Below are 26,774 nucleotides of genomic sequence, written 5' to 3'. Positions count from 1 at the left end.
TTTGCCGAGGGCCGACTAGAGCCAAAAGCGGCCTCCATGGTCACTTTAGTGACTCAAGACTTTCCAGCAGTCATTTTAGAGCAAAAATCCTATACCACCCTGAAAGCCCCGGTTTTCCGGGCCTTCACCCCCCAAAAAGCATCGCGGGCAAGCCCGCTCCCACAAGGTTGGTGGAGATCCCTGTGGGAGCGTGGCTTGCCCGCGATCCGCGCCACGCGCGGCCATTCACCAATCAGGCAATGTCGCGCAACTCCCGCCGCAGAATCTTCCCGACCGGCGTCATCGGCAACGACTCACGCAGCACGATGTGTTTCGGCACCTTGTAAGCGGTGAAATTCTCTTTGCAGTACGCCTTCAGTTCTTCGAGGCTGACCCCGGTTTCCCGCGCCACCACAAACAGCTTCACCGCTTCGCCCGAACGCTCGTCCGGCACGCCGATCACCGCGCAGTTGGCGACTTTCGGGTGGGCCATCACCACGTCTTCGATCTCGTTGGGGTACACGTTGAAACCGGAGACGATGATCATGTCCTTCTTGCGATCGACGATGCGTACGAAGCCGTCCGGGTCGATCACCGCGATATCACCGGACTTGAACCAGCCCTCGGCATCCAGCACTTCGGCGGTGGCTTCGGGTTTGTGCCAGTAGCCTTTCATGATCTGCGGGCCTTTGATGCACAGCTCGCCACGCTCGCCCATCGGCTGCTCGACACCCTCGTCATCGATGACCTTCAGCAGCGTACCCGGCACCGGCAGACCGACGGTGCCCAGACGCGACTTGTCGCCATACGGGTTAGTGCAGGCCACCGGCGATGTTTCCGTGAGGCCGTAACCCTCGGTGATGCGGCAACCGGTGATCTGCTCCCAGCGCTCGGCGGTGGCCTTGACCAGCGCGGTACCGCCGGAGTTGGTCAGCTTGAGGCTGGAGAAATCCAGGGTCTTGAAGTCCGGGTGCTCCATCAGCGCGACGAACAACGTATTCAGTCCGAGCAACGCCGAGAAGCGCCAGTTCTTCAGCTCTTTAATGAAGCCTGCGATGTCGCGCGGATTGGTGATCAGCACGTTGTGGTTGCCGGAAACCATCATGCACATGCAGTTCGCGGTGAAGGCATAGATGTGGTACAGCGGCAATGGCGCCACCATCACCTCCTGCCCTTCGCGCAGCAATGGCTGACCGTCCGGCCCCAACTGCGCAAGACACGCGCGCACCTGCTGCATGTTCGCCACGAGGTTGCCGTGGGTCAGCATCGCGCCCTTGGCCAGGCCGGTGGTGCCGCCGGTGTATTGCAACACGGCGATGTCGTCGAGACCGACTTTCAGCGGCTTGATCCCCAGACCACGGCCCAGGCGCAGCGCACTCTTGAGCGAGATCGCCTGCGGCAGCGAATAGTCCGGGACCATTTTCTTCACTTTGCTGACCACGGTGTTGATCAGCCAGCCCTTGGCGGTGGGCAGCATGTCGCCCATCTTCGCTTCGATCAGGTACTGGATGTCAGTGTCCGGCAGCACTTCCTGGACCTTCTGCCCGAACATGTTCAGGTACACCAGCGCGCGGGCACCGGAATCCTTGAACTGGTGGCGCATCTCGCGCGCGGTGTACAGCGGGTTGGTGTTGACCACGATCAGCCCGGCGCGCAAGGCACCGAACACGGCAATCGGATATTGCAGCACGTTGGGCATCTGCACCGCGATGCGATCCCCCGGCACCAGATCGGTGTGGGCTTGCAGGTAACCGGCGAACGCCGCGCTGTAGCGCTCGAGTTCAGCGTAGGTCAGGGTCACGCCCATATTGCTGAAGGCCGGACGGTCCGCGAATTTCTTGCAGGAACGCTCAAACACCTCGATCACCGACTTGAACTCGCCCATGTCGATGTCCAGTGGTACGCCGGCGGGGCGTTTGTCATTCCAGAAATCAGGTTGCATTGTTCTTGTCCTCTTTACCTGAATCGATCCGGGAGCCGCTTTTCTGTGGTTTCGCGCTGATCCCTGAGGGCACAAAGCAAAAAGCGGAGCTTCACGGACACTAGCAGTTATGGCCATTGAGGCAAATATGGGCGATGGCGACATTGATCGTATGAATCTTCCTGCCGTGGCGTGAGCTGATCGGACGCGCTATACAATGCAACGACTGCGGGCCGATACCGCTCGATAAAAAGGAATTGCCATGATCCACCGAGGCTTTTGGCTGGACGCGAGTGACCGCAGCCGCCTGTTCGTCAACCAGTGGTTGCCTGCCGCGCCCTTGAAAGCGCTGATCCTGCTGGCCCACGGCATGGCCGAACACAGCGCGCGCTACGAGCGGCTGGCGAATGCGTTCTGTGAACAAGGCTACGGTGTGTACGCCCCGGATCTGCGCGGCCATGGCAAAACCGCCGAACACGGGACGCTCGGGCATTTCGCCGATGACGACGGCTGGTGCAAGGTGATCGGCGATCTGGCCAGCCTCAATCAGCACATCGGCCAGCAGCATCCCGACGTGCCAATCATCCTGCTCGGGCACAGCATGGGCAGCTACCTCGCTCAGGGTTATCTGCTGCATCACAGCGCCAGCCTGCACGGGGCGATTCTCAGCGGTTCGAACTTCCAGCCGGTGGCGCTTTACGGCGCCGCACGGCAAATCGCCCGTTTCGAAAAACTGCGTCAGGGCGGCAAGGGCCGCAGTGCGCTGATCGAGTGGTTGTCGTTCGGCTCGTTCAACAAAAAATTCAAACCGGCGCGCACGCCGTTCGACTGGCTGAGCCGCGACCCGGTCGAGGTCGATCTGTATGCCAACGACCCGTTGTGTGGCTTCCGCTGCACCAATCAATTGTGGATCGACTTGCTCGGCGGCTTGCAGCAGATCAGCAAAGCGTCCAATCTCGCCCAGATCGACCCGGGCCTGCCGCTGCTGGTGATCGGCGGTGAATGTGATCCGGTGAGCGAAGGCAAGCGTCTGACAGATCTGGCCGAAGCGTTGCGCTCGGCCGGCAGCCAGAACCTGCAACTGAAGATCTACCCGCAGGCGCGGCACGAATTGTTCAACGAAACCAATCGCGACGAAGTGATTGCCGATGTGCTGACCTGGATCGACCAGGCGCTGAGCCATCGCCGCCCCCATCGCAGCGAATAATTTTTGTGGATTCACTTTAATCCGTCACAGGAATCAAGACCGATGACCCAGGTTACCAACATCCCTTACGAAGCCCTCGAAGTCGGCCAGACCGCCAGCTACAGCAAGACTGTCGAAGAGCGCGACATTCAGCTGTTCGCCGCGATGTCGGGCGACCACAACCCGGTGCACCTGGACGCCGAGTTCGCCGCTGCCAGCATGTTCAAGGAACGCATCGCCCACGGCATGTTCAGCGGTGCACTGATCAGCGCGGCCGTAGCGTGCGAGCTGCCTGGGCCGGGCACCATCTACATCGGTCAGCAGATGAGCTTTCAGAAGCCGGTGAAGATTGGCGATACCCTGACCGTGCGCCTGGAAATCCTTGAGAAGCTGCCGAAGTTTCGCGTGCGCATCGCCACTCGCGTGTTCAACCAGCGCGATGAGCTGGTGGTGGATGGCGAGGCCGAAATTCTGGCACCGCGCAAGCAGCAGACCGTGACCTTGCCGACGCTGCCGGCGATCAGCATCGGCTGATCATCAGGTACACAAAACAAAAGTGGGAGCGGGCTTGCTCGCGAAGGGGTCGTGTCAGCAACAGCATCGTTGCATGACACACCGCTTCGCGAGCAAGCCCGCTCCCACAGTTTTTTAGCGTGGCTTACGAACGAGCGCGAGCCTGGTTACGCAGGGCTTTCACTTGGTCGTGGTTGCGTTGTACGCCGTGGTACTGACGCTCAACCAGGTCACGAATACCTACCAGGCCGTGCTTGTTGATTTTCTCGATGGCTTCACGATAGGCCTTCAGGGCGTGGTCTTCACCGCGCTCGGCTTCGTTCAGCACAGCCTCTTCGTCCTTGCCAGTGAACATGGCTTTGACGTCGACCCAGCGACGGTGCAGGTCACCGCTGACGCTGGTAGAGGTTTCCGGATCACCGCCCAGTTTACGCACTTCAGCCTGCAGTTCAGCGGCGGCAGTCGCGCAATCGGCAGAACGGGTCACGAACAGGGTTTTGAGTTCTGGATGCTTGATGTCTTCAGCGCAAGTCTTGAACCCTTCCTGGCCGTCCTTGCAGGTTTCGATCAGGTCGTTGAGTACAGAGATCGCTTCTTTATTCATGTCAGTCATTTTTCAATTCCTTGCGGTTGGTTGAAGATGCAAGGGTTATTGCAGTGTGCGTGCCAGCTTTTCATTCAAAAATAAATCGTTATTTTTCAACAACTTAAAGATATTTGAACTATCTGTATCACGGTTATTTGCATGATCTGTCATTTGGCCTGCATGCAGAATGCCTGTATTTTCCTGACTGATTGAATCCAGATGACTGCCACTGATGAATCCTGAAAAACTTGAACTGCTGATCACCCGTGAAATGCCCTTCGGCAAGTACAAGGGCCGAATCATTGCCGACCTGCCGGGGCCTTACCTGAACTGGTTTGCCCGCGAGGGTTTTCCTCACGGCGAACTCGGCGGACTGCTGGCGCTGATGCAGGAAATCGACCATAACGGCCTGTCGGACCTGCTCGAACCGTTACGCGCCAAACACGGCAAACCTGCCCCGCGCCACTGAAGCGCCCTCCTCCCTAGAGCCTCGACCATGCCTGATAACACCCGCCGTGCCCGTGACGAAGCGTTCTGGCAAACCTTCGCCGATCGTTACGAAGCGCAAACCGGCCCGCTGAACCTGGAGAACGGTTACTTCGGGCGCATGTCGCGCACAGTGATCGAGGACTATCAGCGCAATATCGAGCTGATCAACACCAGCAACTCGGTGTACGTGCGCCAGCGTTTCGAACAGCACGACAGCCTGGAGATCCGTGCGCAACTGGCCGAGACCATCGGTGTGCGCGCGCAGAGCGTGGCCTTCACCCGCAACGCCAGTGATGCGCTGCAATCGCTGATCCGCAATTACAATCGCCTGCTTCCGGGCGATCAGGTGCTGATCAGCGACCTGGAATACGACACGGTGAAAGGTGCCATGCGCTGGCTGTCACGCCATCGCGGCGTCGACGTGATCGAGATCAACCACACTCACCCGGCCAGTTTCGACAGCCTGCTGGACAGTTACCGCGAAGCCTTCATCCGCTATCCGAAACTCAAACTGATGGCCCTGACCCATGTTACCCACCGCACCGGTCTGGTGATGCCGGTGCAGGCCATCGCCGAACTGGCGAAACAGCATGGCGTGGACATCATCCTCGACGGCGCTCACGCCCTTGGCCAGATCGAGTTCAACCTTGAGGCAATGGGCATCGCCTTCGCCGGTTTCAACCTGCACAAGTGGATTGGCGCGCCATTGACCTTGGGCTTTCTGTACATCGCCCCGCAGCGCCTGGCCGACATCGATCCGGACATGGGCGAAATGCACTTTCCGGCCACCGACATCCGCGCCCGCACGCCGTACAGCACGCCGAACATTCCGGCACTGATGTCGCTGCCGCTGGCGCTCGAGGAGCACCGCTCGCTCGGCGGCGCTGCGGCCAAAAGCGCCCGGCTCAATTACCTGCGCAATCTGTGGGTCAGCGCGGTGCGGCACCTGCCGGGGATCGAGGTGATGACCCCGGACGATCCGCGCCTGTATTGCGGAATCACCTCGATGCGTTTCACTCGCCACGCCGATCAACAGGCAATGGTCGAGCGCCTGCTCAACGAGTACAACCTGTTCACCGTGGTACGCAACGGCGCAGCGAGCGGGCCGAGCATTCGCATCACGCCGGGGCTGACCACCACTGCGGCTGACATGCAGTTGCTGACCCGTGCACTCAACGAGCTGCGTTGATCGGTTCACACGGTGTACTTGTCGAAGTCCTCGGGTTTGATCTGCGACGAGGCGGCAAAGGTGTCGATGCCGATGGTCAGGTGGCCGAAGAAACCGTCCTCGTGAGAGTCGCGGCCGATCGGCCACACGGTCAGGGTCGAATCTTCGCCGCGCATGTTGCTGTAGTAGCTGTCATCGGCATTGTTCAAGGGTGTCGAGGCTCGCCCGCGATAGTCACGGGCATTGAGTACCGCGCGTGACACCACTTCGGGGAAATACAGCTGACCGACCCAGGCCACGTTGCGCTCCTCCAGATATTCACTGCCGCTGACCATGCGCACCGCCACATGAATGTGCAGCGCCCGACCGGCATAGAACCCCGGATAGATGGTGGTGAAGCGCACCCGCCCCTGCTGGTCACAGAACTGGCTGCCGCGCAGGTAAGTGTCATCGTCGGTGCGCGGCACCGAGCCGATGGCATCGGAGCCGACCTCCAGATCCGGATTGATCCGGCTCCACCCCGAATAGGCGCCTCGTGCATTGCAGTGCCAGATGTCCACCAATGCTCCGCTCACCGGTTGACCGGTCATCGCGTCGACAATGCTCAGGCGCAGCAGCAAGGGCAGGCCTTCGGCGCCTTCGCTGATGTTGCGCCGCAGCAACTTCGGATTGCGAAAGTACGGCCCGGCGATCTGCTCGGGGGCCAACTGATAGATCGATGGTGACGGTGCGGTTGAAGTGTCTCGTTCCATGACGCGTTCTCTTTTCCATAAGATGAACGCAGATTAACGGCGCACGAGCCCCGCGGTGCGGTAACTATGTGTCGCGCCGTTTCCATGAGTATTTTTGCCGGGCAAAAAAAAACGGTGCACCGACCAAGCGCACCGTAAAGCCGTAGAACACACAACGAAGTGTCAGGTAAAACGTTTAGTCCAGCAGCGCCAGGGCCTCGGCGGTGCATTCCTGAATGCGCGCCCAGTCGCCGTTCTTGATCCATTCGGGATCGAGCATCCAGCTACCGCCCACGCACATGACGTTTTTCAGCGCCATGTAGCTCTTGATGTTGGCCGGGCCAACACCGCCGGTCGGGCAGAATTTCACTTCGCCGAACGGGCCGCCAAGGGCCTTGATCGCTGCCACGCCACCGCTGACTTCCGCCGGGAACAGCTTGAAGCGGCGATAGCCCAGGCCATAGCCTTCCATGATGCCAGAGGCGTTGCTGATGCCGGGCAACAGCGGAATCGGGCTGTCGACGCTGGCTTCGAGCAGGTCACGGGTGATGCCTGGGGTAACGATGAATTGCGAACCCGCCGCTTCCGCTGCTGCAAGCATGTTGCGATCAAGCACGGTGCCGGCACCGGTCACCAGTTCCGGACGCTGCTCACGCAGGATCTGGATCGCCTTGAGACCGAACTGCGAACGCAGGGTCACTTCCAGCGCGGTCAGGCCACCGGCGGCCAGAGCGTCGGCCAGTGGCAGCACGTCCTGTTCACGGGCGATGGTGATCACTGGCAGGATCCGCGCCTTGGCGCAGAGGCTGTCGATCAGGGCAACTTTGTCCGCCATGGAAACGGTCGGGGATGGATTTTTCATAGCGGCTGATCCTTGGCTCATGGGCACCAGTAAATCTCTAACGTAGGTTGCAGAAACGCGCGCACCGGCATGGCCGCGACGTCGTCGGATGCCAGTGCGGCATTCAGAGTGGTCAGTTTCGACTGACCGGAAATCGACAGAATCTTGTGCTTCGCCGAAGCCAGCAGCGCACGGCTCATGGTCAGACGTTGACGCGGCACACTCGGCGCCAGCATTGGCCAGCAGCGACGGCTGCCGTCAGCCTGCAAGGCTTCAGTCAGGTTCGGGCTGTCGGGGAACAGCGACGCGGTGTGACCGTCATCGCCCATGCCCAGCACCAGCACGTCGATCGGCGGCAATTCCGCGAGCAGACGGTCGGCCTGTTCCGCAGCCTGCTCGACGTTGGCCGCCGCGCTGTAGAGGCTGAGGAACTGCGCCTTGGCGGCCGGCCCTTTGAGCAGGTACTGCTTGAGCAGGCCGGCATTGCTGTCGGCGTGTTCGACCGGTACCCAGCGTTCGTCGGCGAGGGTCACGACGACCTTCGACCAGTCCAGCTCCTGCTTGGCCAGGTGCTGAAAAAACGCCACCGGGCTGCGACCGCCTGAGACCACCAGCACCGCGTTGCCGCGTGCAGCGATGGCATCGCTCAACTGCTTGGCGACGTTCAGCGCCAGACCTTCGGCCAACAGCACCGGGCTCTTGAATTCGTGGGCATTCACGCCCGCGGGCAGTTTCACATCAGATATCGCCATACCACGACCTCCCGTCCCGCGTAATCAGTGCAATCGAGCTCATCGGCCCCCACGACCCGGCCGCATACGGCTTGGGCGCGTCACCGGACTTCTTCCAGCCGGCGATCAACTGGTCACACCACTTCCACGCGGCTTCGATTTCATCTTTACGGACAAACAGGTTCTGATTGCCGTTCATCACTTCCAGCAACAACCGCTCGTAGGCATCGGGGATCCGCGCGCTGCGCCAGGTGTCGGAGAAATTCAGTTGTAGCGGGCCGCTGCGCAGTTGCATGCCCTTGTCCAGGCCCTGCTCCTTGGTCATCACCCGCAAGGAAATGCCTTCGTCCGGTTGCAGACGGATGATCAGTTTGTTGCTGATCTGCAGGCGCTGTTCCGGCGCGAAAATGTAGTGCGACGGTTCCTTGAAGTGGATGACGATCTGCGACAGTTTCTGCGGCATGCGCTTGCCGGTGCGCAGGTAGAACGGCACGCCGGCCCAGCGCCAGTTGCGGATGTCGGCACGCAGGGCGACGAAGGTTTCGGTGTCGCTCTGGGTGTTGGAATTCGGCTCTTCGAGGTAGCCCGGCACGGATTTGCCTTCGCTGTGGCCGGCGATGTACTGACCGCGCACCACTTGGGTGGTCAGGCCTTCCGGGCTGATCGGCGCCAGGGCCTTGAGCACCTTTACCTTTTCATCACGGATGCTATCGGCGGACAGGTCGGCCGGCGGGTCCATGGCGATCAGGCACAGCAGCTGCAACAGGTGATTCTGGATCATGTCGCGCAGTTGGCCGGCCTTGTCGAAATAGCCCCAGCGGCCTTCGATGCCGACCTTCTCGGCCACGGTGATTTCCACGTGGGAGATGTAATTCTGGTTCCACTGGGTTTCGAACAGGCTGTTGGCGAAACGCAGGGCGATCAGGTTCTGGACGGTCTCTTTGCCCAGGTAGTGGTCAATGCGGTAGGTGCGGTTCTCCGGGAAGAACTGCGCCACGGCGTCGTTCACCTTGCGCGAGGATTCCAGATCGGAGCCGATCGGCTTTTCCAGGACCACGCGGGTGTTTTCTGCCAGACCGACTTTCGCCAGGTTCTCGCAGATCGCGCCGTACACCGCTGCCGGTGTGGCGAAGTAGGCAATCATGCGTTGCGCGCTGCCGGCCGCTTCGGCCAGCGCCACATAGTCTTCAGCCTTGAGGAAGTCGACGTGCAGGTAGCTCAGGCGCGCCAGAAAGCGCTCGGCCACGGCCTCGTCCAGCTCTTTGCCGACGTAACGGCGCAATTCGGCGGCGATGAACGCCATGTGCTGCTGCTCGGAACCGGGTTCACGGGCCAGCGCGATGATGCGCGTGTCCTCGTGCAACAGGTCGGCGCCATCGAGGTGATAAAGGGCAGGAAACAGCTTGCGCAGGGCCAGATCGCCCAGAGCGCCGAACAAGGCAAAGGTGCACGGTTCAACCGTAATCGAAGGCATGATGTTTGTTCTTTTATCAAGTTAAGCTACAAATACCTTTTTTCAAGGCATCACTCAAGGGAAAATGTAGTAATAACCACAACATTTTCGCAAAATACAGATTCCGAGTGGTGGTCGGTCGGAGCCACCAGTAGGATAGGCCACCGTTACGGGCCACATCAAAGGCCCAATTTGCATAGCCCGGCGCACCTTTGCGCAGGTGAATTAGGAATTCCATATGGACCGCGTGCGAAATTTACTGGAACAGATCCAGAGTCGCCTTGAAGAGCTGAACAAGGCCGAACGCAAAGTCGCCGAGGTGATCCTGCTCAACCCGCAGCAGGCCACCCGCTTCAGCATCGCCGCCCTCGCCCAGGCCGCATCGGTGAGCGAGCCGACGGTCAACCGTTTCTGCCGTTCGTTCGGTGTCAGCGGCTACCCTGAACTCAAGCTGCAACTGGCGCAAAGCCTGGCCAGTGGCGCAGCGTATGTCAGCCGTGCAGTGGAGGCCGATGACAATCCCGAGGCGTACACGCAGAAGATTTTCGGCAGCGCCATCGCTTCGCTGGACAGTGCTTGTCAGGCGCTCGATCCGAACCTGATCAGCCGCGCCGTCGACCTGTTGATTCAGGCGCGGCAGATTCACTTCTTCGGCCTCGGTGCGTCAGCGCCTGTGGCTTTGGATGCGCAGCACAAATTCTTCCGTTTCAACCTCGCCGTCACCGCCCATGCCGATGTGCTGATGCAGCGAATGATTGCTTCGGTGGCGCATACCGGTGAGCTGTTCGTGATCATTTCCTACACCGGCCGCACCCGCGAACTGGTGGAAGTGGCGCGCATCGCCCGGGAGAACGGCGCTTCGGTGCTGGGCCTGACCGCCGAGAATTCACCGCTGGCCAAAGCCAGTACCCTGAGCCTGAACATTCCGCTGCCGGAAGACACCGACATCTATATGCCGATGACCTCGCGGATCATTCAGTTGACGGTACTGGATGTGCTGGCGACCGGCATGACGCTGCGTCGCGGGGTGGACTTCCAGCCGCATCTGCGCAAGATCAAAGAGAGCTTGAATGCCAGCCGGTATCCGGTGGGTGATGAGTTCAACTGATCCAGAATTTAGGCTGATTGATCCGGCCTCTTCGCGAGCAAGCCCGCTCCCACAGTAGATGGCATTCCAATTGAAGGAACCCGATCACCTGTGGGAGCGGGCTTGCTCGCGAAGGCGTCAGCAGACACACCACAGATCTAGGCAGCAGCCCACGCCTGCAAACTCAAATGCGCCTTCTCCCCCGGCGCCAGATGCAGGCTGTCGGTACCGCCCGCCGCCGCTTCGACACAAACGAACTCCGTCACTTCATCCCAGCTCACGCCCAACAGGGGGCGCGAGCCAGGATGCCAGACCACGGTATCGCCGCTATCACCGGTATCGATGCACAACTCGCGCTGCCAGGCGTGATCCTTGAGCTGTAATTCGCCGTCGTGCTGGAACACCCGCTGACAGCCGCCATCGACGCGCAACTCGCCTTCCTGCTGACAGGACTGGCGGCTCAGTTGGTCATAACCCTGCGCACCTTCAAGCCCAGACAGCGCTATCTCACCGACATCACCAATACGCCAGTAAGCGTGCAAAGCCTGGCTCAATTGGCACGGCATGTCGTCCTGATGCTCGGTGCTCAGGCGTAACTCCATGCGTTCACCCAGGTGCGCGTGCAGGTCAACCTGCCAGTCGCACAGCTGCAATTGCCAATGCAGACGTACGCCATCTTCGGCGCTGCTGCTGTCGAGCAATTTCCAGTCGAGCAGTCGTGCCCAGCCATGGGATGGCCAGGCATTTTCGCTCGGATGGCGGCCATACCACGGCCAGCACACCGGCACGCCGCCGCGAATGGCGCCAACGTGGGGCCACTTTGCCGCACACCACAGCCACGGTTTCTGCCCGCGTGGCTGAAAGTGCAGCAACTGCGCGCCCTGGCGGCTGAACACCGCCTGACACAGCGGATGGTCGATCACCAGCACATCGCGCATCTGATAGCGCTCCCAGGCGAACACCGGTCGCTCGCGCAGGGATTTGAAGAAGCGTTGCAGCGGATGCTCATGCATTGGCCACGGTCCTGAAAATCATGGGGGTACTCAACAATCCACATTGCTCTTGTGGCGAGGGAGCTTGCTCCCGCTGGGCTGCGAAGCGGCCCCAAAACCATTCACTGCGGTGTGTCATTTAAACCTCATCATCAGGATTTACGACTGCTGCGCAGCAGAGCGGGAGCGAGCTCCCTCGCCACAAATGGGCACGACACAAACCTTGTATACGAGTCGCAAAAAAAAGCGGACAGCCTTGGCTGTCCGCAAATATGCGCACATAGAGAGGAGCTTATCGCAACAGCGTTAGAACGTAGACTGAATTTTCAGGCCAGCGACCAAAGCGTTGTCCACTTCATCCACACCACCCGGGTGAGTGATGTATTGCAGGTTAGGGCGTACGGTCAGCCAGTTGGTGACGTGGAAGCCGTAGTTGATCTCGTAGTTGTATTCGGTTTCACGAATTGGCGAGAACACCGGGTTGTCGTAGTCCGAAACACCGTTGGAAGCATTCAGGAACTCGGCGTTTTTCTTCACGTCATCGTTGACGTGGATACGCGCCGCACCAATGCCGACGTCATCTTTAGGACGCGCGTCGAACGGGCCCTTGTAGACAAACATCACCGACTGGTAGTTGTCGATGAAGTTGGTGTCCTTGTCGTGGAACGTGGCGTTGGCGGCGATGTTCAGACCGCGCGAAGCATCACCGTTGTGGCTGGTGAGTTGCTGCTGCGCGACGAACCAGTAGCCGTGTTTGCTGCTGTGGGTCTTGTACGCGTCGCCAGTGGTTGCAGCGTCGAAGCCGTTGACGTCTTCACGGACGTCATTGGCGTCAGCCGTGCTCTTGTAGTAACCGACGCGGTATTCACCCGGCAGGCTGTTGACCTTCGGCGACCAGACCAATTCAACCGGCAACACAGTACCTTTGGTGCCGCTGCCGCTGAGCTTGAAGCCGTTGCCGTGTTCCAGCTGCGACGGGTTCTGGTTGTAAGCACCGATCTGCGCGTAGAGCTCGTCGTTGATGTTGTACTTCACACGGATCGCGGCCTGGCTGACCGGCCAGTTGTACCAGATGTTGGTCGCCCAGTTACCCACTTGCGAGCCGCAGAACGCCAGGTTCTGGAAGTCGCACGGGAAGGTGTTGAAGTCTTCGCCTTCACCGAAGTAACCGGCCTTGACGTCGAGCTTGTTGTCGAAGAACTGGTGCTGAATCCACAACTGGGTCAGACGCACCATGTGGCCACGACCGTAGACTTCCTGCGAAGACGACAGAGTGCCGGCACGCGGATCGCCAACGCGGTCGTTGGAGATGTTTTGCCCGTTACGGTTGGTCAGCTGGATCTTGGCCTGAGTGTTGTCCCAGCCCCAGAGTTTTTGCAGATCCAGCGCCACGCCCAGACCGAACTGATCGCTGTAGCGACCGGTCTTGTCGTCGTTATAGCCGCCATGCAGGTTGGCGCCCATTTCCCCAACGTAGTCAGCCTTGATGTCGATACCCTGCTCGATCAGCTTGGTCCGCTCGCCACCCCAGTCACCGGTCATCCATTTCGAGTCGGAGCTGAAGGCATCCGCCGCCATGGCGTTACCGGCCAGCACCAATGCCGCCGCAGCTGACACTTGGCAGATCAACCGGGCATTGACGTGTTTCTTTTTCATCCCTACATCCTCGTCTTTATTGTTATTAACTGTTTTTTTCCAACGCGGTTTACATAAATTGCGATGCTCGACAGACCGGGCAGCGCTTGCTCCTTGTAGGAGTGAGCCTGCTCGCGATAGCGGTTTTACATTCAACATCTCTGTCGACTGATACACCGTCATCGCGAGCAGGCTCACTCCTACATTGCTCTTCAGCGACCCTTGAACTGGGCCACGTTCGCCGACCGCGCTTCGGTCTGCGCCTGGCCCGCAACGCCCAGACGCTCGCCAGTCTTGGCATCGAACAACAACACTTTCGACGGATCGAATTGCAGGGTCAGGGTCTCGCCCACCTGCGGCGCCACGTCCGGTGCCAGGCGGCAGCAGACCTTGGTGTCATTCAGGTTGACGAACACCAGGGTGTCCGGACCGGTCGGCTCGGTGACCTGCACTTCGGCCTTGATGCTCGGCAGACCATTGCCCTCGCCGTTCGCCAGAACAATCTGTTCCGGGCGCAGGCCGAGGATCACTTCGCGATCTTCCAGCCCTGCATCCTGCATGCTCATCGGCAACTCGCAACGCGCCTGACCGCTGTCGAGCAGCGCCAGCAGACGACCGTCCTTGCGTTGCAGACGCAGCGGAATGAAGTTCATCGGCGGCGAACCGATAAAGCTCGCGACGAACAGGTTGGCCGGGTCGTTGTAGATCTCTTTCGGCGTGCCGAACTGCTGAATGATCCCGTCCTTCATCACCGCCACTTTGTCGCCCAGGGTCATTGCTTCGATCTGGTCGTGGGTCACGTAGACCGTGGTGGTTTTCAGGCGCTGGTGCATCAGTTTCATTTCGGTGCGCATCTCGACGCGCAGCTTGGCGTCGAGGTTCGACAGCGGTTCGTCGAACAGATAGATCTTCGGACGACGCGCCAACGCACGGCCCATCGCCACCCGCTGTTGCTGACCACCGGAGAGCTGGCCCGGCTTGCGGTTGAGCAAGTGTTCGATCTGCAGCAGCTTGGCCACGCGCGCGACTTCTTCGTCGATCGCCGACTGGCTCATCTTGCGAATTTTCAGACCGAACTCGATGTTCTCGCGCACGCTCATGGTCGGGTACAGCGCGTAGGACTGGAACACCATGGCGATGTCACGATCCTTCGGGCTCATGCCGCTGACATCCTGATCGCCGATCATGATCGCGCCACCGCTGATGGTCTCGAGGCCGGCGATGCAGTTCATCAGGGTCGATTTGCCGCAGCCCGACGGGCCGACCAGGATCAGGAACTCACCGTCCTTGATCGACAGTTCGATGTTCTTCAGGGTGTCCGGCAGGCCGGCACCGTAGGTCTTGTTGACGTTGCGAAGTTCGAGCGTTGCCATGATTACCCCTTGACTGCGCCGGCCGTCAGCCCGCGCACGAAATACTTGCCTGCGACCACATAGACCAGCAGGGTCGGCAGGCCGGCGATCATCGCCGCTGCCATATCAACGTTGTATTCCTTGGCGCCGGTGCTGGTGTTGACCAGGTTGTTCAGCGCCACCGTGATCGGTTGCGAATCACCGCTGGAGAACACCACACCGAACAGGAAGTCGTTCCAGATCTGGGTGAACTGCCAGATCAGGCAGACCATGATGATCGGGGTCGACATCGGCAGAATGATCTGCCGGAAGATCGTGAAGAAACCCGCGCCATCCAGCCGTGCAGCCTTGATCAGCGCATCGGGAATGCTCACGTAGTAGTTACGGAAAAACAGCGTGGTAAACGCCAGACCATAGACCACGTGAACGAAGACGAGGCCGGTGGTGGTGCTCGCCAGGCCCATCTTGCCGAGGGTGAACGAAGCCGGCAGCAGCACGGTCTGGAACGGCAGGAAGCAGCCGAACAGCAGCAGACCGAAGAACAGCTGCGAACCGCGGAAGCGCCAGAACGACAGCACGTAGCCGTTCAACGCGCCGATGGCAGTGGAGATGACCACGGCCGGCACGGTGATCTTGATCGAGTTCCAGAAGTAACCGTCCACCGTGGCCCAGGCCTTGACCCAGCCGATGCCGCTGACCACGGTCGGCCAACTGAGCAGGTTGCCGGTGCTGATGTCTTCCGGGGTCTTGAAACTGGTCAGCAGCATCACCACCAGCGGAATCAGGTACAGCAGGACCGCGAGGATCAGCACCGCGTAGATCGCGACGCGACTCAGGCTGAAAGCGGGTTTGGCAGCGAGACTAGTCATTACGCTTGGTCCTCAGCTCGGAGTACAGGTAAGGCACGATGATCGCGAGAATCGCACCGAGCATCAGAATCGCACTGGCCGAGCCCATGCCCATCTGGCCGCGACTGAAGGTGAAGGAGTACATGAACATCGCCGGCAGGTCGGAGGAATAACCCGGGCCACCCGCCGTCATCGCCGCGACCAGGTCGAAGCTCTTGATCGCGATGTGGGCGAGGATCATCACCGCACTGAAGAACACCGGACGCAGGCTTGGCAGTACGACTTTCCAGTAGATGGTCGGCATGCTCGCGCCATCGATCTGCGCGGCACGGATGATCGACTGATCAACCCCGCGCAGGCCGGCGAGGAACATTGCCATGATGAAGCCCGAGGCTTGCCACACGGCGGCGATCACCAGGCAGTAGACCACGCGATCCGGGTCGATCAGCCAGTCCAGACGGAAGCCTTCCCAGCCCCAGTCACGCAACAATTTGTCCAGGCCCATGCCCGGGTTGAGCAGCCATTTCCACGCGGTACCGGTGACGATCATCGAGAGCGCCATCGGGTACAGGTAAATGGTGCGGATAAAGCCTTCGCGACGGATGCGCTGGTCGAGGAACACTGCCAGCAGCACACCGATCACCAGGGTGATGCCGATGAACATGCCACCGAACACCGCGAGGTTCTTGCTCGCCACCCACCAGCGATCGTTGTCGAACAACCGCGCGTATTGCGCCAGGCCGGCCCACTTGTAGTTGGGCAGGAACGTCGAGGTGGTGAACGACAGCACGAACGTCCACAGGATGTAGCCATAGAAGCCCACCAGCACGATGAACATGCTCGGCGCCAGCACCAGTTTCGGTAGCCAGCGCTGCAGTGCATCGAACGGCGAGGCCTTGCTGAACACAGCAACAGAACTCATGGGGAAATCCAGTACGAGAGAAAAGGACTACTTGGGCAACTCGTCCCCTTGTAGGAGTGAGCCTGCTCGCGATTGCGGTGTGTCAGTTGATGAATCTGTTACCTGACAAACTGCTATCGCGAGCAGGCTCACTCCTACAGGGGCCAAGGATTACTTGGCCGACTGAACCGCCGCGCCCAGTTTCTTGGCCGCATCGGCCGGGTCGGCTTTCGGGTCGTTGATGTAGTTGGTCACGACATCAAAGAACGCGCCCTGCACCGCCAGCGTGGTCGCCATGTTGTGCGCCATGCTCGGCTGCAGACCACCGGACTTGGCGTCTGCCAGGAAGTCCTTGGCAGCGGTCTGCGCGCAGGAGTCGAAACCGAGTTTGTCCATGTTGTTCAACATGTCGTTACGTACCGGGATCGAGCCTTTGTTGATGCTGAAGACTTTCTGGAAGTTTTCACCCAGCACGACTTTGGCGATGTCCTGCTGACCGGCCGCAGTGCCTTTGTCTTTCTGCTTGAACACCGCCAGGGAGTCGATGTTGTAGGTGAACGCCTTGTCGGTCCCCGGGAAGGCCACGCACTCGTAATCCTTGCCGGCGACTTTCTTGGCGGCGGTCCATTCGGACTTGGCCCAGTCACCCATGATCTGCATGCCGGCCTTGCCGTTGATGACCTTGGCCGCTTCCAGGTTCCAGTCCTGGCCTTTGCCGTCCTGATCCATGTAGGTCGCGACTTTCTTCAGCTCGGTCAGCGCCTTGACCATTTCCGGACCGGTCAGCGCTTTGTTGTCCAGGTCGACCAGGGCTTTCTTGTAACCATCAACGCCCATGACCGAGAGCACCACGGCTTCGAACACGGTGCTGTCCTGCCAAGGCTGACCGCCGTGGGCCAGCGGGATGAAGCCCGCAGCCTTGAGCTTGTCGCCGGCGGCGTAGAATTCTTCGAGGGTGGTCGGGTTCTTGGTGATGCCGGCCTTTTTGAAGACTTCCGGGTTGATCCACAGCCAGTTCACCCGGTGAATGTTCACCGGTACGGCCACGTAATCACCGTCGTACTTCACGGTATCGGAGACTTTCTTGTCGAGCAGGCTGTCCCACTTCTCTTCTTTGGCCACGTCCTTCAGGACGTCGGTGTCGAGCAGACCGGTGGAAGCCCACTCCTGGATGTCCGGGCCCTTGATCTGGGCGACACCTGGTGGGTTGCCGGCAACGGCGCGGCTTTTCAGCACGGTCATGGCCGTGGCACCGCCACCGCCGGCGACAGCGCCGTCTTTCCAGGTGAAACCGTCTTTTTCAACTTGCGCCTTGAGCACATCGACAGCGGCTTTTTCGCCACCGGAGGTCCACCAGTGCACGACTTCGACCGAACCTTTGGATTCGGCAGCGGAAACACTGAGAGGCAGAATTGCGAGCGGGAACAGGGAGGCGACAGAAATGACAGTAGCGAGGCGAGAAATCGCATTCATCTGAGATGTACCTTTCTTGTTGTTATGCATGCAAGTCTGGTGCTTGCGCTGCACAGGAGTTTAAACAGGGCGATTCCCTTCGCAGGTAACGAAGGGACGCGCAAATGTCACCACATGGTTACACAGGAACAGGCCGGGATATTTGCGCCAGAGCTGTCGCCATACTCGGTGACAAGGGTAGACGAGGGATCAATACCGCCTGCCAGGCATGATACAGATCGGGTTTGCCCGGCCAGATATCGGCGCTCGGACGGTTTTGCGGATCGAGTTCGTGATGCCAGCTGCCGTCGCAGCGATCGATGAAATGGCCTTCACAGAATTCCCAGAACAGCCGGTACCAGGTTTCGTATTGCGCATCACCGGTGCGTTTGAGCAAGGCGCTGGCAGCCGCGCTGGCTTCAGCATGGGTCCAGTGCAAGCGATGACGCACCACGGCTTTGTTGCCCCAGTCGAGGGTGTAAACGATCCCCGGCGCGCCATCGACGTCCCAGCCGTTGCGGCAATTCTGTTCGAAGAGTTTCTGTGCATCGGTCGCCAGCCAGCCCGGCGTGAGCATCCCGGCCTGAACCCGCGCGGCTTCGAGGTGCAGCAACAGCCGCGCCCACTCGAAACCGTGGCCCGGCGTGGTGCCGTAAGGGCGGAAGCCATCGGCGGGATTGTCGTGGTTGTACTCGCGCAGCGGTTGCCAGTCGCGGTCGAAGTGCTCGATGACCATGTAGCCGTTGGCGGCGGCGTGACCGTGAATCACCCGCTCGACGATGCGCTGCGCACGTACCAGCCAGCGCGGATCTTCAGTGACATCGGCCAGCGCGAGGAACGCTTCGGTGGCGTGCATGTTGCTGTTGGCGCCGCGATAGGCCTCTTCTTCGCGCCAGTCGCGATTGAAGAATTCGCGCATGGCGCCCTCTTCTTCGCTCCAGAAATACGTGTCGATGATGTCGATCGCATCATCCAGCAGCGCCTGGGCGCCGGGACGCTGCGCGACCACCGCCGAGCTGACCGCGAGTGCGACAAAGGCATGCAGATAGGCGTTCTTGCCGGTGTTGCCATCGCGATGTTCGGCGACCGCAAACCAGCCGCCGTGCAGCGCATCACGCAATGGTCCGCGCAAGGCTGCGATACCGTGATCGACCAGTTCGGCAAACCCCGGCAGGCCCTGAATATGGGCCATGGCGAAACTGTGGGTCATGCGCGCGGTGTTCATGGTTTCGGCTTGCGCGTGCGCCGGCAAACGGCCGCGCTCGTCGAGATTGCCGAAACCCTCGGGCAGTCTGGAAGCCTTGGCGAATGCCAGCAGGCGCAGACCTTCGTCGGCGAGCCATTGCTGGTGGGCAGGGGCATTCAGCCAACTGCTGAAGTCTGGGTGAAAGGTGTCCATGAGTGGCCCTTTTTTGTTGTTATGACTGCGGGCAGTCTAAACAACGGGCCGGGGTGGGCTTGTAACGAAGGGGGCGGGTTTTGTCACCAGCTCGTGACATTCACATATTACTTGTGGCGAGGGAGCTTGCTCCCGCTGTGGCGCGAAGCGGCACCAAAAGAGGCCTGCTGCGCAGTCCAGCGGGAGCAAGCTCCCTCGCCACAGGGGCGGTATCAGTCAGCACTGCGCGGCAACTGCAACGTCACCCGCAACCCGCCCTCACGCAAGTTCTGCAACGTCACCTCACCGCCATGGCTGTGAGCAATGTTGCGCGCAATGCCCAATCCGAGACCATAACCCTGCTGCTGCCCGGCCAAGCGAAAGTGCGGCTCGAACACCTGCTCCAGCCGCTGCTCCGGAACCCCCGGGCCTTCATCGTCGACGTGCAGGACAAACGCGCGCTCATCGTCGTCGATGTGCAGATGCGCGTTCTGCCCATACTTCAACGCGTTGTCGATCAGGTTGCCGATGCAGCGCTTCAACGCCAGAGGCTTACCCGGATACGCCGCCAGTGCCTTGCCTTGCTGGGTCACGCGGCCATTGCCGTTGGGCGCCAGGTACGGCTCCACCAGACAATCGAGCACATGATTGAGATCCACCGGCTCGATGTTCTCGTGGATGTCGGTGTCTTTCACGCATTGCAGCGCGCCCTTTACCAGCAACTCCAGCTCATCCAGATCGCGGCCGAACTTGGCTTGCAGCGTCTCGTCTTCGAGCAGTTCGACGCGCAAGCGCAGACGGGTGATCGGTGTGCGCAGGTCATGGGAAATCGCGCTGAACAACTGGCTGCGCTCGGTCAGGTAACGGCTGATGCGCTCGCGCATGGTGTTGAAAGCACGGCCCACTTCCACCACTTCACTGCCGCCGCCCTCGGCCACCGGCTCGACGTCGGCGCCCAGCGACAGATCCCGCGCCGCCCGCGCCAGACGCTTGAGCGGCCGGCTCTGCCAGTGCACCAACAGGCCGATGAACAGCAGCAAAAAGCCGCTGGTGAGGACGATGAACCACACCTGCTGTGCCGGCAGGCCTTGCTCTTCGAGACTGGTGTAGGGTTCGGGCAGCAACGAGGCGATGTACAGCCATTCGCCCGGCGCCATTTGAATCTGCGTGACCAGCACCGGCGGATTCACCGGTTCCAGCGTCAGTGCGTAATGCGCCCACGAGCGCGGCAGCTCATCGAGTTTCAGCCCGGCATTGAAGATCCGCAGATCCTCGGGGCTGACGAAGGTCACCGAGATATCGGTATCGTGGCCCAGCGACTGGCGCAACACTTCGTCCACCGCCTGAATCACCGCAGCCTTGCGCGGGGTGATCGGCAACACGTCCATACCCAGCGGTTTGTCGTTGAGCGTCACCACGAACCGGGTGCCGCCCATGCTGCGCAACTGGTCGAGCACCAGCGGTCGATACGCCACCGGCAGCGAACGGAAATAGCTGACGCTGGCGGTCATCGAATGGGCCAGGCTGCGGGCGCTGGTGACCAGGCCTTCGAGCTGGGTGGCGCGCAGTTGCGAGACCCAGATCACGCTCGACAACGTCTGCGCAAACAACACCGCCAACAAGGTCAGCAGCAGCATCCGCCCAAGCAGCGAACGCGGCACCGGGACTTTGCTGGCGAGCCGGCGCAGCGACTCAGTGAGCATTGCCGGCAACCACATTGGCTGCCAGTTGGTAGCCACTGCCGCGCACGGTGCGGATCAGTCGTGGCGGTTTTTCCGTGTCGCGCAGACGTTGGCGCAAGCGGCTGACGGCCATGTCGACAATCCGGTCGAGCGGCATCAGGTCGCGGCCACGGGTGGCGTTGCCGATGGTGTCGCGGTCGAGGATTTCCTGCGGATGATCGAGAAACAACTTCAGCAGCGCAAAGTCGGCACCGGAGAGAATCACTTCCTCACCGTCGGTGTGAAACAGCCGATGACTGACCATGTCCAGCCGCCACTCGTCGAAGGCCAGTACGTCGCTGCCGCTGCGCTCTTGACCGAACTGCGCGCGACGCAGCAGCGCCTTGATTCGGGCTTGCAGCTCGCGGGGGCTGAAAGGTTTGCCGAGGTAGTCGTCAGCGCCGAGCTCCAGCCCGATTACCCGGTCGGCTTCGTCGGAACTGGCGGTGAGCATGATGATCGGCACCTGCGCCTGACGCGGATGCTGGCGCACCCAGCGGCACAGGCTGAAACCGTCTTCATCGGGCAGCATCACATCGAGGATCACCAGATCGCTGGGCGCCTCGTTGAGGGCCTGGCGGAAACTGGCGCCATCGGCCGTGGCCCGCACCTGAAACCCGGCGCGGGTCAGGTAGGTTTCCAGCAACTCGCGTATTTCCTGGTCGTCATCGACCAACAATATCGACTTGTTGACTGAGCTCACTTCGAAGGCATCCTTGTTGTTGGAATTGGGGCGGATTATGCCTTAAGCATCGAACTTGCAAACACCACAGAACCACTGTGGGAGCGGGCTTGCTCGCGAAAGCGGTGTATCAGAGACATCTACGGTGACTGACACCCTGCTTTCGCGAGCAAGCCCGCTCCCACAATTGGATCGTGTTTCAGGCAGGGATTGCTTGCTCCAGTGCCACACCGGCACCCACCAACCCGGAATACGGCGCCGTCACCAGCCACACCGGAATGNCCCCCCCCCCCCCCCCCCCCCCCCCCCCCCCGCTCCCACAATTGGATCGTGTTTCAGGCAGGGATTGCTTGCTCCAGTGCCACACCGGCACCCACCAACCCGGAATACGGCGCCGTCACCAGCCACACCGGAATGCCCTTGAAATAATCGCTCATGCAGCCCTTGTCGGCAAAGCTGCGGGCGAAGCCGCTTTCGACGAAGAAATCGGCAAAGCGCGGAATCACCCCGCCAACGATGTACACGCCGCCACGCCCACCGGTGGTTAGCACGTTGTTGCCGGCCACGCGGCCGAGCCAGCAGCAGAACTGCTCCAGCACTTCCAGCGCGATCGGATCGCCAGCCAGGCCGGCTGCGGTGATCGCTTCTGGCGTATCAAGCGTTGGTTCATGTCCGTCCACCGCACAGATCGCCCGGTACACACGAGGCAAGCCGCCGCCGCTCAACGCAGTCTCGGCGCTGACGTGCCCAATCTCGTTGTGGATGTGCTGCCAGAGCTGGGTTTCACGCGGGCTGCTCAGCGGCAGATCAACGTGACCGCCCTCCCCCGGCAAGGCGGCAAACCGCCCTTCGCCGAGATCGAGCAAGGTGCCGACGCCCAGGCCAGTGCCCGGGCCGATCACCACCGCCGGGCGCAACGGCTCCGGCGTGCCTTCGCAGACCACGCGGAATTCGCCGGGTTGCAAGCGGGTCATGCCCAGCGCCATCGCCGAGAAGTCGTTGATCAGCAGCAGTTGCTCGACCTGCAAGGTTTTGCAGAACGCAGTGCGGCTCAGGCGCCAGTGGTTGTTGGTGAATTTGAATTCATCACCACTCACCGGCCCCGCCACCGACAGGCACACCGAACCGATCGAACCCGGCGCCAGACCGAGGCCGCTCAGGTACAGGCTGATCGCCTGTTCCGGGCTGGCGTGGTCGGCTGTCGCCAGCACCTGAACCGATTCCAGTTGCTGGTTTTTCCACAACGCGAACCGCGCGTTGGTGCCTCCGATATCACCGACCAAAGCCAGTTTCAATTAAGCGTCTCCAGGGCAGAAGTGAAGGCGCTGGCGCCCTGCTCCGCCGAGCTGAAGGCCAAACGCATGAAGCCAAACAGTTCGCGACCGCTGCCGATGTTGTTGCCCAACAGGCCTTTGGCAGGTTCACGCGCTGCAAATTCGGCGGCGTCGACCTTGAGTTCCAAAGTGCCTTTGACGCCATCGACGCGGATGATATCGCCCTCTTGCACCCGCGCCAAAGCACCACCGACATAAGCTTCGGGGCTGACGTGAATCGCCGCCGGGATTTTCCCCGACGCGCCGGACATGCGCCCGTCGGTCACCAGCGCGACTTTGAAGCCGCGATCCTGCAGCACGCCGAGGAACGGCGTCATCTTGTGCAGCTCGGGCATGCCATTGGAGCGCGGGCCCTGGAAGCGCATCACCGCGACAAAATCCTTCTCCAGCAAACCGGCCTTGAACGCATCGGCCAGATCCTGCTGATCCTGGAACACCATGGCCGGTGCTTCGACGATCTGGTTTTCCAGCGCCACGGCGGAGACTTTCATCACCCCGCGACCGAGGTTGCCTTCCATCACCCGCAGACCGCCCTCGGCGGAGAATGCACGGGCGACCGGGCGCAGGATGTTTTCGTCGAGGCTTTCGATCGGGCCTTCGCGCCACACCAGCTCACCGTTATCGAGGAACGGCTCTTTGGTGTAGCGGCTCAAGCCATGGCCGAGCACGGTGTTGACGTCTTCGTGCAGCAGGCCGGCTTCGAGCAGCTCACGGATCAGGAACGACATACCGCCAGCGGCCTGGAAGTGGTTGATGTCGGCCTTGCCGTTCGGGTAGACGTGGCTCAGGGTCGGCACGACTTCGGAGAGGTCGGCCATGTCCTGCCAGGTCAATTGAATACCCGCAGCCATGGCGATGGCCGGCATGTGCAGGGTGTGGTTGGTCGAGCCGCCGGTGGCGTGCAGCGCGACGATCGAGTTGACCAGCGCCTTCTCGTCGACGATTTCGCCGATCGGCATGAAGTTGCCGTTCTGCTTGGTCAGGCGCGTCACCTGATGCGCGGCTTCGCGGGTCAGGGCATCACGCAGCGGAGTGTTCGGGTTGACGAAAGACGCGCCCGGCAAGTGCAGGCCCATGACTTCCATCAGCAACTGGTTGGTGTTGGCGGTGCCGTAGAAGGTGCAGGTACCCGGGCTGTGGTAGGACTTCATCTCCGATTCCAGCAGCTCTTCGCGGGTCGCCTTGCCTTCGGCGTACTTCTGCCGCACGTCGGCTTTTTCCTTGTTGGAAATCCCCGAGACCATCGGCCCGCCCGGGACGAAAATCGTCGGCAGATGGCCGAAGCGCAGCGAACCCATCATCAGCCCCGGCACGATCTTGTCGCAGATGCCGAGCATCAGCGCGCCGTCGAACATGTTGTGCGAAAGCGCCACCGCCGTGGACATCGCGATCACTTCGCGGCTCGGCAGGCTCAGCTCCATGCCCGGCTCGCCCTGGGTCACGCCATCGCACATCGCCGGCGTACCACCGGCGAACTGGCCGACCGAGCCGATTTCGCGCAAGGCGTTTTTGATCTGCTGGGGAAAGACTTCGTACGGCTGGTGCGCCGAGAGCATGTCGTTATACGAAGAAACAATGGCGATGTTCGCCGAGTTCATCATCCGCAAGCTGTGCTTGTCTTCGCTGCCGCACCCGGCCACGCCATGGGCGAAGTTGGCGCATTGCAGCTTGCCGCGCATCGGCCCGTCGGTAGCGGCACCGCGAATCAGTGCAAGGTAAGCCTGACGCGTGGCGCGGCTGCGGGCGATAAGCCGTTCGGTGACCTCAAGAACGCGGGGATGCATGTGTAGAACTCCAGGCTAACGGATGTGGCGACCTGATTGTCTATGCTGATCAAACGCCGTTGTTGTTGGAATGACAGACGGCTTTTTTGACCATTCGGACCAGTTGATTCAGGTCACTCGTTGTAGATAAAACAAAATATTGCCACTAAAAAGGCTTGTTTTCTATTTTTATGCGAATAATCTTGTAATTCCAACAACAAAACGACGGCGGCGCTGTTCAATGACTCTTCGAATCGCAATCAATGGTTTTGGCCGCATCGGCCGTAATGTCCTGCGCGCACTGTATACCCAAGGCTATCGACAGGATTTGCAGATCGTAGCCATCAACGATCTGGGCGACAGCGCCATCAATGCCCATCTGCTCAAATACGACACCGTTCATGGCACATTCGACGCCGAAGTGGCTCACGACAACGAAAGCCTGACGGTCAATGGCGACCGTATTGCGGTCAGCGCCATTCGCAACCCGGCCGAGCTGCCATGGGCGGCGGAAAAGATCGACGTGGTGTTCGAATGCACCGGTCTGTTCACCGACCGTGCCAAAGCCGCCGCGCATCTTACTGCCGGCGCGCGCAAAGTCATCATCTCGGCCCCGGCCAAAGGCGCCGATGCCACCGTGGTGTACGGCGTGAACCACGACATTCTGCGCCAGTCGCACCAGATCATCTCCAACGCGTCGTGCACCACCAACTGCCTGGCGCCAGTGGCGCAGGTGTTGCACCGCGAGCTGGGGATCGAAAGCGGCCTGATGACCACGATTCATGCCTACACCAACGACCAGAACCTGACCGACGTCTACCACACCGACCCGTACCGCGCGCGTTCGGCCACGCAGAACATGATCCCGAGCAAGACCGGCGCCGCCGAAGCGGTAGGCCTGGTGCTGCCGGAACTGGCGGGCAAACTGACCGGCATGGCCGTGCGGGTGCCGGTGATCAATGTGTCGCTGGTGGACCTGACGGTGCAGCTGAAGAAGGAAGCCACGGCCGACGAGGTCAACGCGCTGATGAAGGCGGCCAGCCAGCACTCGAAAATTTTGGGTTACAACACGTTGCCGCTGGTTTCCAGCGACTTCAACCACAACCCGCTGTCGTCGATCTTCGATGCCAACCACACCAAAGTCAGCGGCAAACTGCTGAAGGTGCTGGCCTGGTACGACAACGAATGGGGCTTCTCCAACCGCATGCTGGATAACTGCCTGGCGCTCTGCAACGCGGAGTAATTCCTTCCTCCCATGTGGGAGCGGGCTTGCTCGCGAAGGCGTCGTGTCAGGCAATTGATGTATCGACTGACTCACCGCATTCGCGAGCAAGCCCGCTCCCACAGGTTTCTGATTTCAATCTGAAATCAACACTTGACCACTCGACTAGATGATAAGCATTATCATTCGCTCGAAATGGATCAGGTTCCCCCGTGAGTCAATCGCGCTTCAATCATGTCTTCCTCTCTCAGCGCACGTCCCTGCTGCGCACGATCGAGCGGATGGTCAACAACCACAGCACCGCCGAAGACCTGTTGCAGGAGACCTACCTGCGCGTCACGCGGGCGCTGAGCGAGCGCGCCATCGATCACCTTGAACCCTTCGTGTTCCAGACCGCGCGCAATCTGGCGCTGGATCATCTGCGTGCGCGCAAGATCCATTCGCGGACCATGGTCGATGACGTGCCACAGGACGTGGTGCACAGCGTCGCCGCCCCCGCCAGCAGCGCCGAAGACGCCGCCCACGCCGAACAATTGCTGGAGCGCCTGAACGTGAGCCTCAGTCAACTCAGCCCGCGTCAGCAGCAGATTTTCATCCTCAGTCGCCTGCACGGGCACAGCTATCAGGAAATCGCCGACGAACTGAATGTTTCCCTCAGCACCGTGCAGAAAGAACTCAAGCTGATCATGACCATTTGTATTGGCGTCGCCGAACGTCTGAATGGCGACTGAAGTCGTAGGGCTTTTCTGTAAGTGTCGGGATCGCCTGCACTGATCATTGGGCTTTGCTACCCTTGGCCGACTTTTACG

The 26,774-nt window shown here is 60.6% G+C and carries 24 protein-coding genes; 7 read left to right on the top strand and 17 right to left on the bottom strand.

Going from position 1 to position 26,774, the window contains the following annotated elements; translation table 11 throughout:
- Nucleotides 1-232: 232 nt before the first annotated feature.
- On the bottom strand, nucleotides 233-1,921 hold the full coding sequence (gene fadD2 / locus VLA07_RS06865; protein ID WP_333988691.1) for a long-chain-fatty-acid--CoA ligase FadD2: 1,689 nt from the start codon (nucleotides 1,919-1,921) through the stop codon (nucleotides 233-235).
- 241 nt (nucleotides 1,922-2,162) lie between these two features.
- Here fadD2 and VLA07_RS06860 point away from each other — a divergent pair, with 241 nt between their 5' ends.
- Nucleotides 2,163-3,107 carry an alpha/beta hydrolase gene (locus VLA07_RS06860; protein ID WP_096795063.1) on the top strand — a complete coding sequence of 315 codons (945 nt, stop codon included), beginning with the start codon at nucleotides 2,163-2,165 and terminating at the stop codon, nucleotides 3,105-3,107.
- A gap of 42 nt (nucleotides 3,108-3,149) precedes the next feature.
- Entirely contained in the window at nucleotides 3,150-3,620 is a 471-nt protein-coding gene (locus VLA07_RS06855; RefSeq protein WP_003227420.1) for a MaoC family dehydratase, read from the top strand.
- A 124-nt stretch (nucleotides 3,621-3,744) separates the two neighbouring features.
- Here the strand turns inward: VLA07_RS06855 and VLA07_RS06850 are convergent, their stop codons facing one another.
- Nucleotides 3,745-4,212, bottom strand: coding sequence for a ferritin-like domain-containing protein (locus VLA07_RS06850; protein ID WP_003227422.1), 468 nt, complete (start codon nucleotides 4,210-4,212; stop codon nucleotides 3,745-3,747).
- Between the two features lie 205 nt (nucleotides 4,213-4,417).
- Between VLA07_RS06850 and VLA07_RS06845 the strand changes: the two genes are divergently transcribed.
- Both VLA07_RS06845 and VLA07_RS06840 read left to right on the top strand, forming a co-directional pair.
- The gene (locus VLA07_RS06845; RefSeq protein ID WP_003227425.1) at nucleotides 4,418-4,654 is read left to right on the top strand and encodes a DUF3820 family protein; all 237 of its coding nucleotides are present in this window, start codon (nucleotides 4,418-4,420) and stop codon (nucleotides 4,652-4,654) included.
- A gap of 27 nt (nucleotides 4,655-4,681) precedes the next feature.
- Entirely contained in the window at nucleotides 4,682-5,863 is a 1,182-nt protein-coding gene (locus VLA07_RS06840) for an aminotransferase class V-fold PLP-dependent enzyme (protein WP_135296405.1), read from the top strand.
- 5 nt (nucleotides 5,864-5,868) lie between these two features.
- Here VLA07_RS06840 and VLA07_RS06835 read toward each other — a convergent pair whose 3' ends face one another.
- From VLA07_RS06835 to zwf, 4 genes are all read right to left on the bottom strand, one after another.
- Complete coding sequence (locus VLA07_RS06835) at nucleotides 5,869-6,594, bottom strand: intradiol ring-cleavage dioxygenase (protein WP_333988682.1); 726 nt, start codon at nucleotides 6,592-6,594, stop codon at nucleotides 5,869-5,871.
- A 175-nt stretch (nucleotides 6,595-6,769) separates the two neighbouring features.
- On the bottom strand, nucleotides 6,770-7,435 hold the full coding sequence (locus VLA07_RS06830; RefSeq protein ID WP_003227433.1) for a bifunctional 4-hydroxy-2-oxoglutarate aldolase/2-dehydro-3-deoxy-phosphogluconate aldolase: 666 nt from the start codon (nucleotides 7,433-7,435) through the stop codon (nucleotides 6,770-6,772).
- A gap of 17 nt (nucleotides 7,436-7,452) precedes the next feature.
- Nucleotides 7,453-8,166 (bottom strand): 6-phosphogluconolactonase, encoded by a 714-nt coding sequence (pgl, locus tag VLA07_RS06825; protein ID WP_095137060.1) that lies wholly within the window; start codon nucleotides 8,164-8,166, stop codon nucleotides 7,453-7,455.
- Nucleotides 8,153-9,619, bottom strand: coding sequence for a glucose-6-phosphate dehydrogenase (gene zwf, locus VLA07_RS06820; RefSeq protein WP_097085913.1), 1,467 nt, complete (start codon nucleotides 9,617-9,619; stop codon nucleotides 8,153-8,155). The genes pgl and zwf overlap by 14 nt, the downstream gene beginning before the upstream one ends.
- A 226-nt stretch (nucleotides 9,620-9,845) precedes the next feature.
- On the opposite strand from zwf, the gene VLA07_RS06815 reads away from it, so the two are divergent.
- On the top strand, nucleotides 9,846-10,706 hold the full coding sequence (locus VLA07_RS06815; RefSeq protein WP_169842436.1) for a MurR/RpiR family transcriptional regulator: 861 nt from the start codon (nucleotides 9,846-9,848) through the stop codon (nucleotides 10,704-10,706).
- 137 nt (nucleotides 10,707-10,843) lie between these two features.
- Here VLA07_RS06815 and VLA07_RS06810 read toward each other — a convergent pair whose 3' ends face one another.
- The 11 genes from VLA07_RS06810 to edd all read right to left on the bottom strand — a co-directional run bounded on the left by VLA07_RS06810 (nucleotide 10,844) and on the right by edd (nucleotide 24,764).
- Nucleotides 10,844-11,698 (bottom strand): D-hexose-6-phosphate mutarotase, encoded by an 855-nt coding sequence (locus VLA07_RS06810; protein WP_007969321.1) that lies wholly within the window; start codon nucleotides 11,696-11,698, stop codon nucleotides 10,844-10,846.
- Nucleotides 11,699-11,983: 285 nt separating this feature from the next.
- On the bottom strand, nucleotides 11,984-13,333 hold the full coding sequence (locus VLA07_RS06805) for a carbohydrate porin (RefSeq protein ID WP_027612565.1): 1,350 nt from the start codon (nucleotides 13,331-13,333) through the stop codon (nucleotides 11,984-11,986).
- Between the two features lie 191 nt (nucleotides 13,334-13,524).
- Nucleotides 13,525-14,685: an ABC transporter ATP-binding protein gene (locus VLA07_RS06800; RefSeq protein ID WP_333988679.1), complete on the bottom strand. Its 1,161-nt coding sequence runs from the start codon at nucleotides 14,683-14,685 to the stop codon at nucleotides 13,525-13,527.
- 2 nt (nucleotides 14,686-14,687) lie between these two features.
- Nucleotides 14,688-15,533: a carbohydrate ABC transporter permease gene (locus tag VLA07_RS06795; protein ID WP_007969317.1), complete on the bottom strand. Its 846-nt coding sequence runs from the start codon at nucleotides 15,531-15,533 to the stop codon at nucleotides 14,688-14,690.
- Nucleotides 15,526-16,434 (bottom strand): carbohydrate ABC transporter permease, encoded by a 909-nt coding sequence (locus VLA07_RS06790; RefSeq protein ID WP_007917874.1) that lies wholly within the window; start codon nucleotides 16,432-16,434, stop codon nucleotides 15,526-15,528. Before VLA07_RS06790 ends, VLA07_RS06795 begins: the two co-directional genes overlap by 8 nt.
- Before the next feature lie 150 nt (nucleotides 16,435-16,584).
- Entirely contained in the window at nucleotides 16,585-17,886 is a 1,302-nt protein-coding gene (locus VLA07_RS06785) for an ABC transporter substrate-binding protein (protein ID WP_027612563.1), read from the bottom strand.
- A 118-nt stretch (nucleotides 17,887-18,004) separates the two neighbouring features.
- Nucleotides 18,005-19,264 carry a D-mannose isomerase gene (locus VLA07_RS06780; RefSeq protein WP_333988676.1) on the bottom strand — a complete coding sequence of 420 codons (1,260 nt, stop codon included), beginning with the start codon at nucleotides 19,262-19,264 and terminating at the stop codon, nucleotides 18,005-18,007.
- A gap of 212 nt (nucleotides 19,265-19,476) precedes the next feature.
- Nucleotides 19,477-20,946 carry an ATP-binding protein gene (locus VLA07_RS06775; RefSeq protein ID WP_333988675.1) on the bottom strand — a complete coding sequence of 490 codons (1,470 nt, stop codon included), beginning with the start codon at nucleotides 20,944-20,946 and terminating at the stop codon, nucleotides 19,477-19,479.
- Entirely contained in the window at nucleotides 20,936-21,667 is a 732-nt protein-coding gene (locus VLA07_RS06770) for a response regulator (protein WP_007917879.1), read from the bottom strand. Before VLA07_RS06770 ends, VLA07_RS06775 begins: the two co-directional genes overlap by 11 nt.
- 314 nt (nucleotides 21,668-21,981) lie before the next feature.
- Nucleotides 21,982-22,941: a glucokinase gene (locus tag VLA07_RS06765; RefSeq protein ID WP_247269615.1), complete on the bottom strand. Its 960-nt coding sequence runs from the start codon at nucleotides 22,939-22,941 to the stop codon at nucleotides 21,982-21,984.
- Nucleotides 22,938-24,764: a phosphogluconate dehydratase gene (edd, locus tag VLA07_RS06760; RefSeq protein ID WP_047599558.1), complete on the bottom strand. Its 1,827-nt coding sequence runs from the start codon at nucleotides 24,762-24,764 to the stop codon at nucleotides 22,938-22,940. The genes VLA07_RS06765 and edd overlap by 4 nt, the downstream gene beginning before the upstream one ends.
- A 220-nt stretch (nucleotides 24,765-24,984) precedes the next feature.
- Here edd and gap point away from each other — a divergent pair, with 220 nt between their 5' ends.
- Nucleotides 24,985-25,986 (top strand): type I glyceraldehyde-3-phosphate dehydrogenase, encoded by a 1,002-nt coding sequence (gene gap, locus VLA07_RS06755; protein ID WP_333988672.1) that lies wholly within the window; start codon nucleotides 24,985-24,987, stop codon nucleotides 25,984-25,986.
- Between the two features lie 191 nt (nucleotides 25,987-26,177).
- Nucleotides 26,178-26,696 (top strand): RNA polymerase sigma factor, encoded by a 519-nt coding sequence (locus VLA07_RS06750; RefSeq protein WP_047599555.1) that lies wholly within the window; start codon nucleotides 26,178-26,180, stop codon nucleotides 26,694-26,696.
- Nucleotides 26,697-26,774: the final 78 nt, after the last annotated feature.

The organism is Pseudomonas sp. S3(2024), assembly GCF_036861315.1.
GTDB classification, from domain to species: domain Bacteria; phylum Pseudomonadota; class Gammaproteobacteria; order Pseudomonadales; family Pseudomonadaceae; genus Aquipseudomonas; species Aquipseudomonas putida_A.
Note: the sequence above shows the minus strand (reverse complement) of the source record. Positions and strands in the feature narration are given on the sequence as shown.

Excerpts from the sequence above, each read along its gene's own strand:
- VLA07_RS06785 (WP_027612563.1), bottom strand. The coding sequence starts at position 17,886 with ATGAATGCGATTTCTCGCCTCGCTACTGTCATTTCTGTCGCCTCCCTG.
- VLA07_RS06790 (WP_007917874.1), bottom strand. The coding sequence starts at position 16,434 with ATGAGTTCTGTTGCTGTGTTCAGCAAGGCCTCGCCGTTCGATGCACTG.
- VLA07_RS06805 (WP_027612565.1), bottom strand. The coding sequence starts at position 13,333 with ATGAAAAAGAAACACGTCAATGCCCGGTTGATCTGCCAAGTGTCAGCT.
- VLA07_RS06775 (WP_333988675.1), bottom strand. The coding sequence starts at position 20,946 with ATGCTCACTGAGTCGCTGCGCCGGCTCGCCAGCAAAGTCCCGGTGCCG.
- VLA07_RS06795 (WP_007969317.1), bottom strand. The coding sequence starts at position 15,533 with ATGACTAGTCTCGCTGCCAAACCCGCTTTCAGCCTGAGTCGCGTCGCG.
- VLA07_RS06830 (WP_003227433.1), bottom strand. The coding sequence starts at position 7,435 with ATGAAAAATCCATCCCCGACCGTTTCCATGGCGGACAAAGTTGCCCTG.
- zwf (WP_097085913.1), bottom strand. The coding sequence starts at position 9,619 with ATGCCTTCGATTACGGTTGAACCGTGCACCTTTGCCTTGTTCGGCGCT.
- VLA07_RS06855 (WP_003227420.1), top strand. The coding sequence starts at position 3,150 with ATGACCCAGGTTACCAACATCCCTTACGAAGCCCTCGAAGTCGGCCAG.
- VLA07_RS06850 (WP_003227422.1), bottom strand. The coding sequence starts at position 4,212 with ATGACTGACATGAATAAAGAAGCGATCTCTGTACTCAACGACCTGATC.
- VLA07_RS06845 (WP_003227425.1), top strand. The coding sequence starts at position 4,418 with ATGAATCCTGAAAAACTTGAACTGCTGATCACCCGTGAAATGCCCTTC.
- VLA07_RS06810 (WP_007969321.1), bottom strand. The coding sequence starts at position 11,698 with ATGCATGAGCATCCGCTGCAACGCTTCTTCAAATCCCTGCGCGAGCGA.
- VLA07_RS06860 (WP_096795063.1), top strand. The coding sequence starts at position 2,163 with ATGATCCACCGAGGCTTTTGGCTGGACGCGAGTGACCGCAGCCGCCTG.
- VLA07_RS06835 (WP_333988682.1), bottom strand. The coding sequence starts at position 6,594 with ATGGAACGAGACACTTCAACCGCACCGTCACCATCGATCTATCAGTTG.
- gap (WP_333988672.1), top strand. The coding sequence starts at position 24,985 with ATGACTCTTCGAATCGCAATCAATGGTTTTGGCCGCATCGGCCGTAAT.
- fadD2 (WP_333988691.1), bottom strand. The coding sequence starts at position 1,921 with ATGCAACCTGATTTCTGGAATGACAAACGCCCCGCCGGCGTACCACTG.
- pgl (WP_095137060.1), bottom strand. The coding sequence starts at position 8,166 with ATGGCGATATCTGATGTGAAACTGCCCGCGGGCGTGAATGCCCACGAA.
- VLA07_RS06800 (WP_333988679.1), bottom strand. The coding sequence starts at position 14,685 with ATGGCAACGCTCGAACTTCGCAACGTCAACAAGACCTACGGTGCCGGC.
- edd (WP_047599558.1), bottom strand. The coding sequence starts at position 24,764 with ATGCATCCCCGCGTTCTTGAGGTCACCGAACGGCTTATCGCCCGCAGC.
- VLA07_RS06780 (WP_333988676.1), bottom strand. The coding sequence starts at position 19,264 with ATGGACACCTTTCACCCAGACTTCAGCAGTTGGCTGAATGCCCCTGCC.
- VLA07_RS06840 (WP_135296405.1), top strand. The coding sequence starts at position 4,682 with ATGCCTGATAACACCCGCCGTGCCCGTGACGAAGCGTTCTGGCAAACC.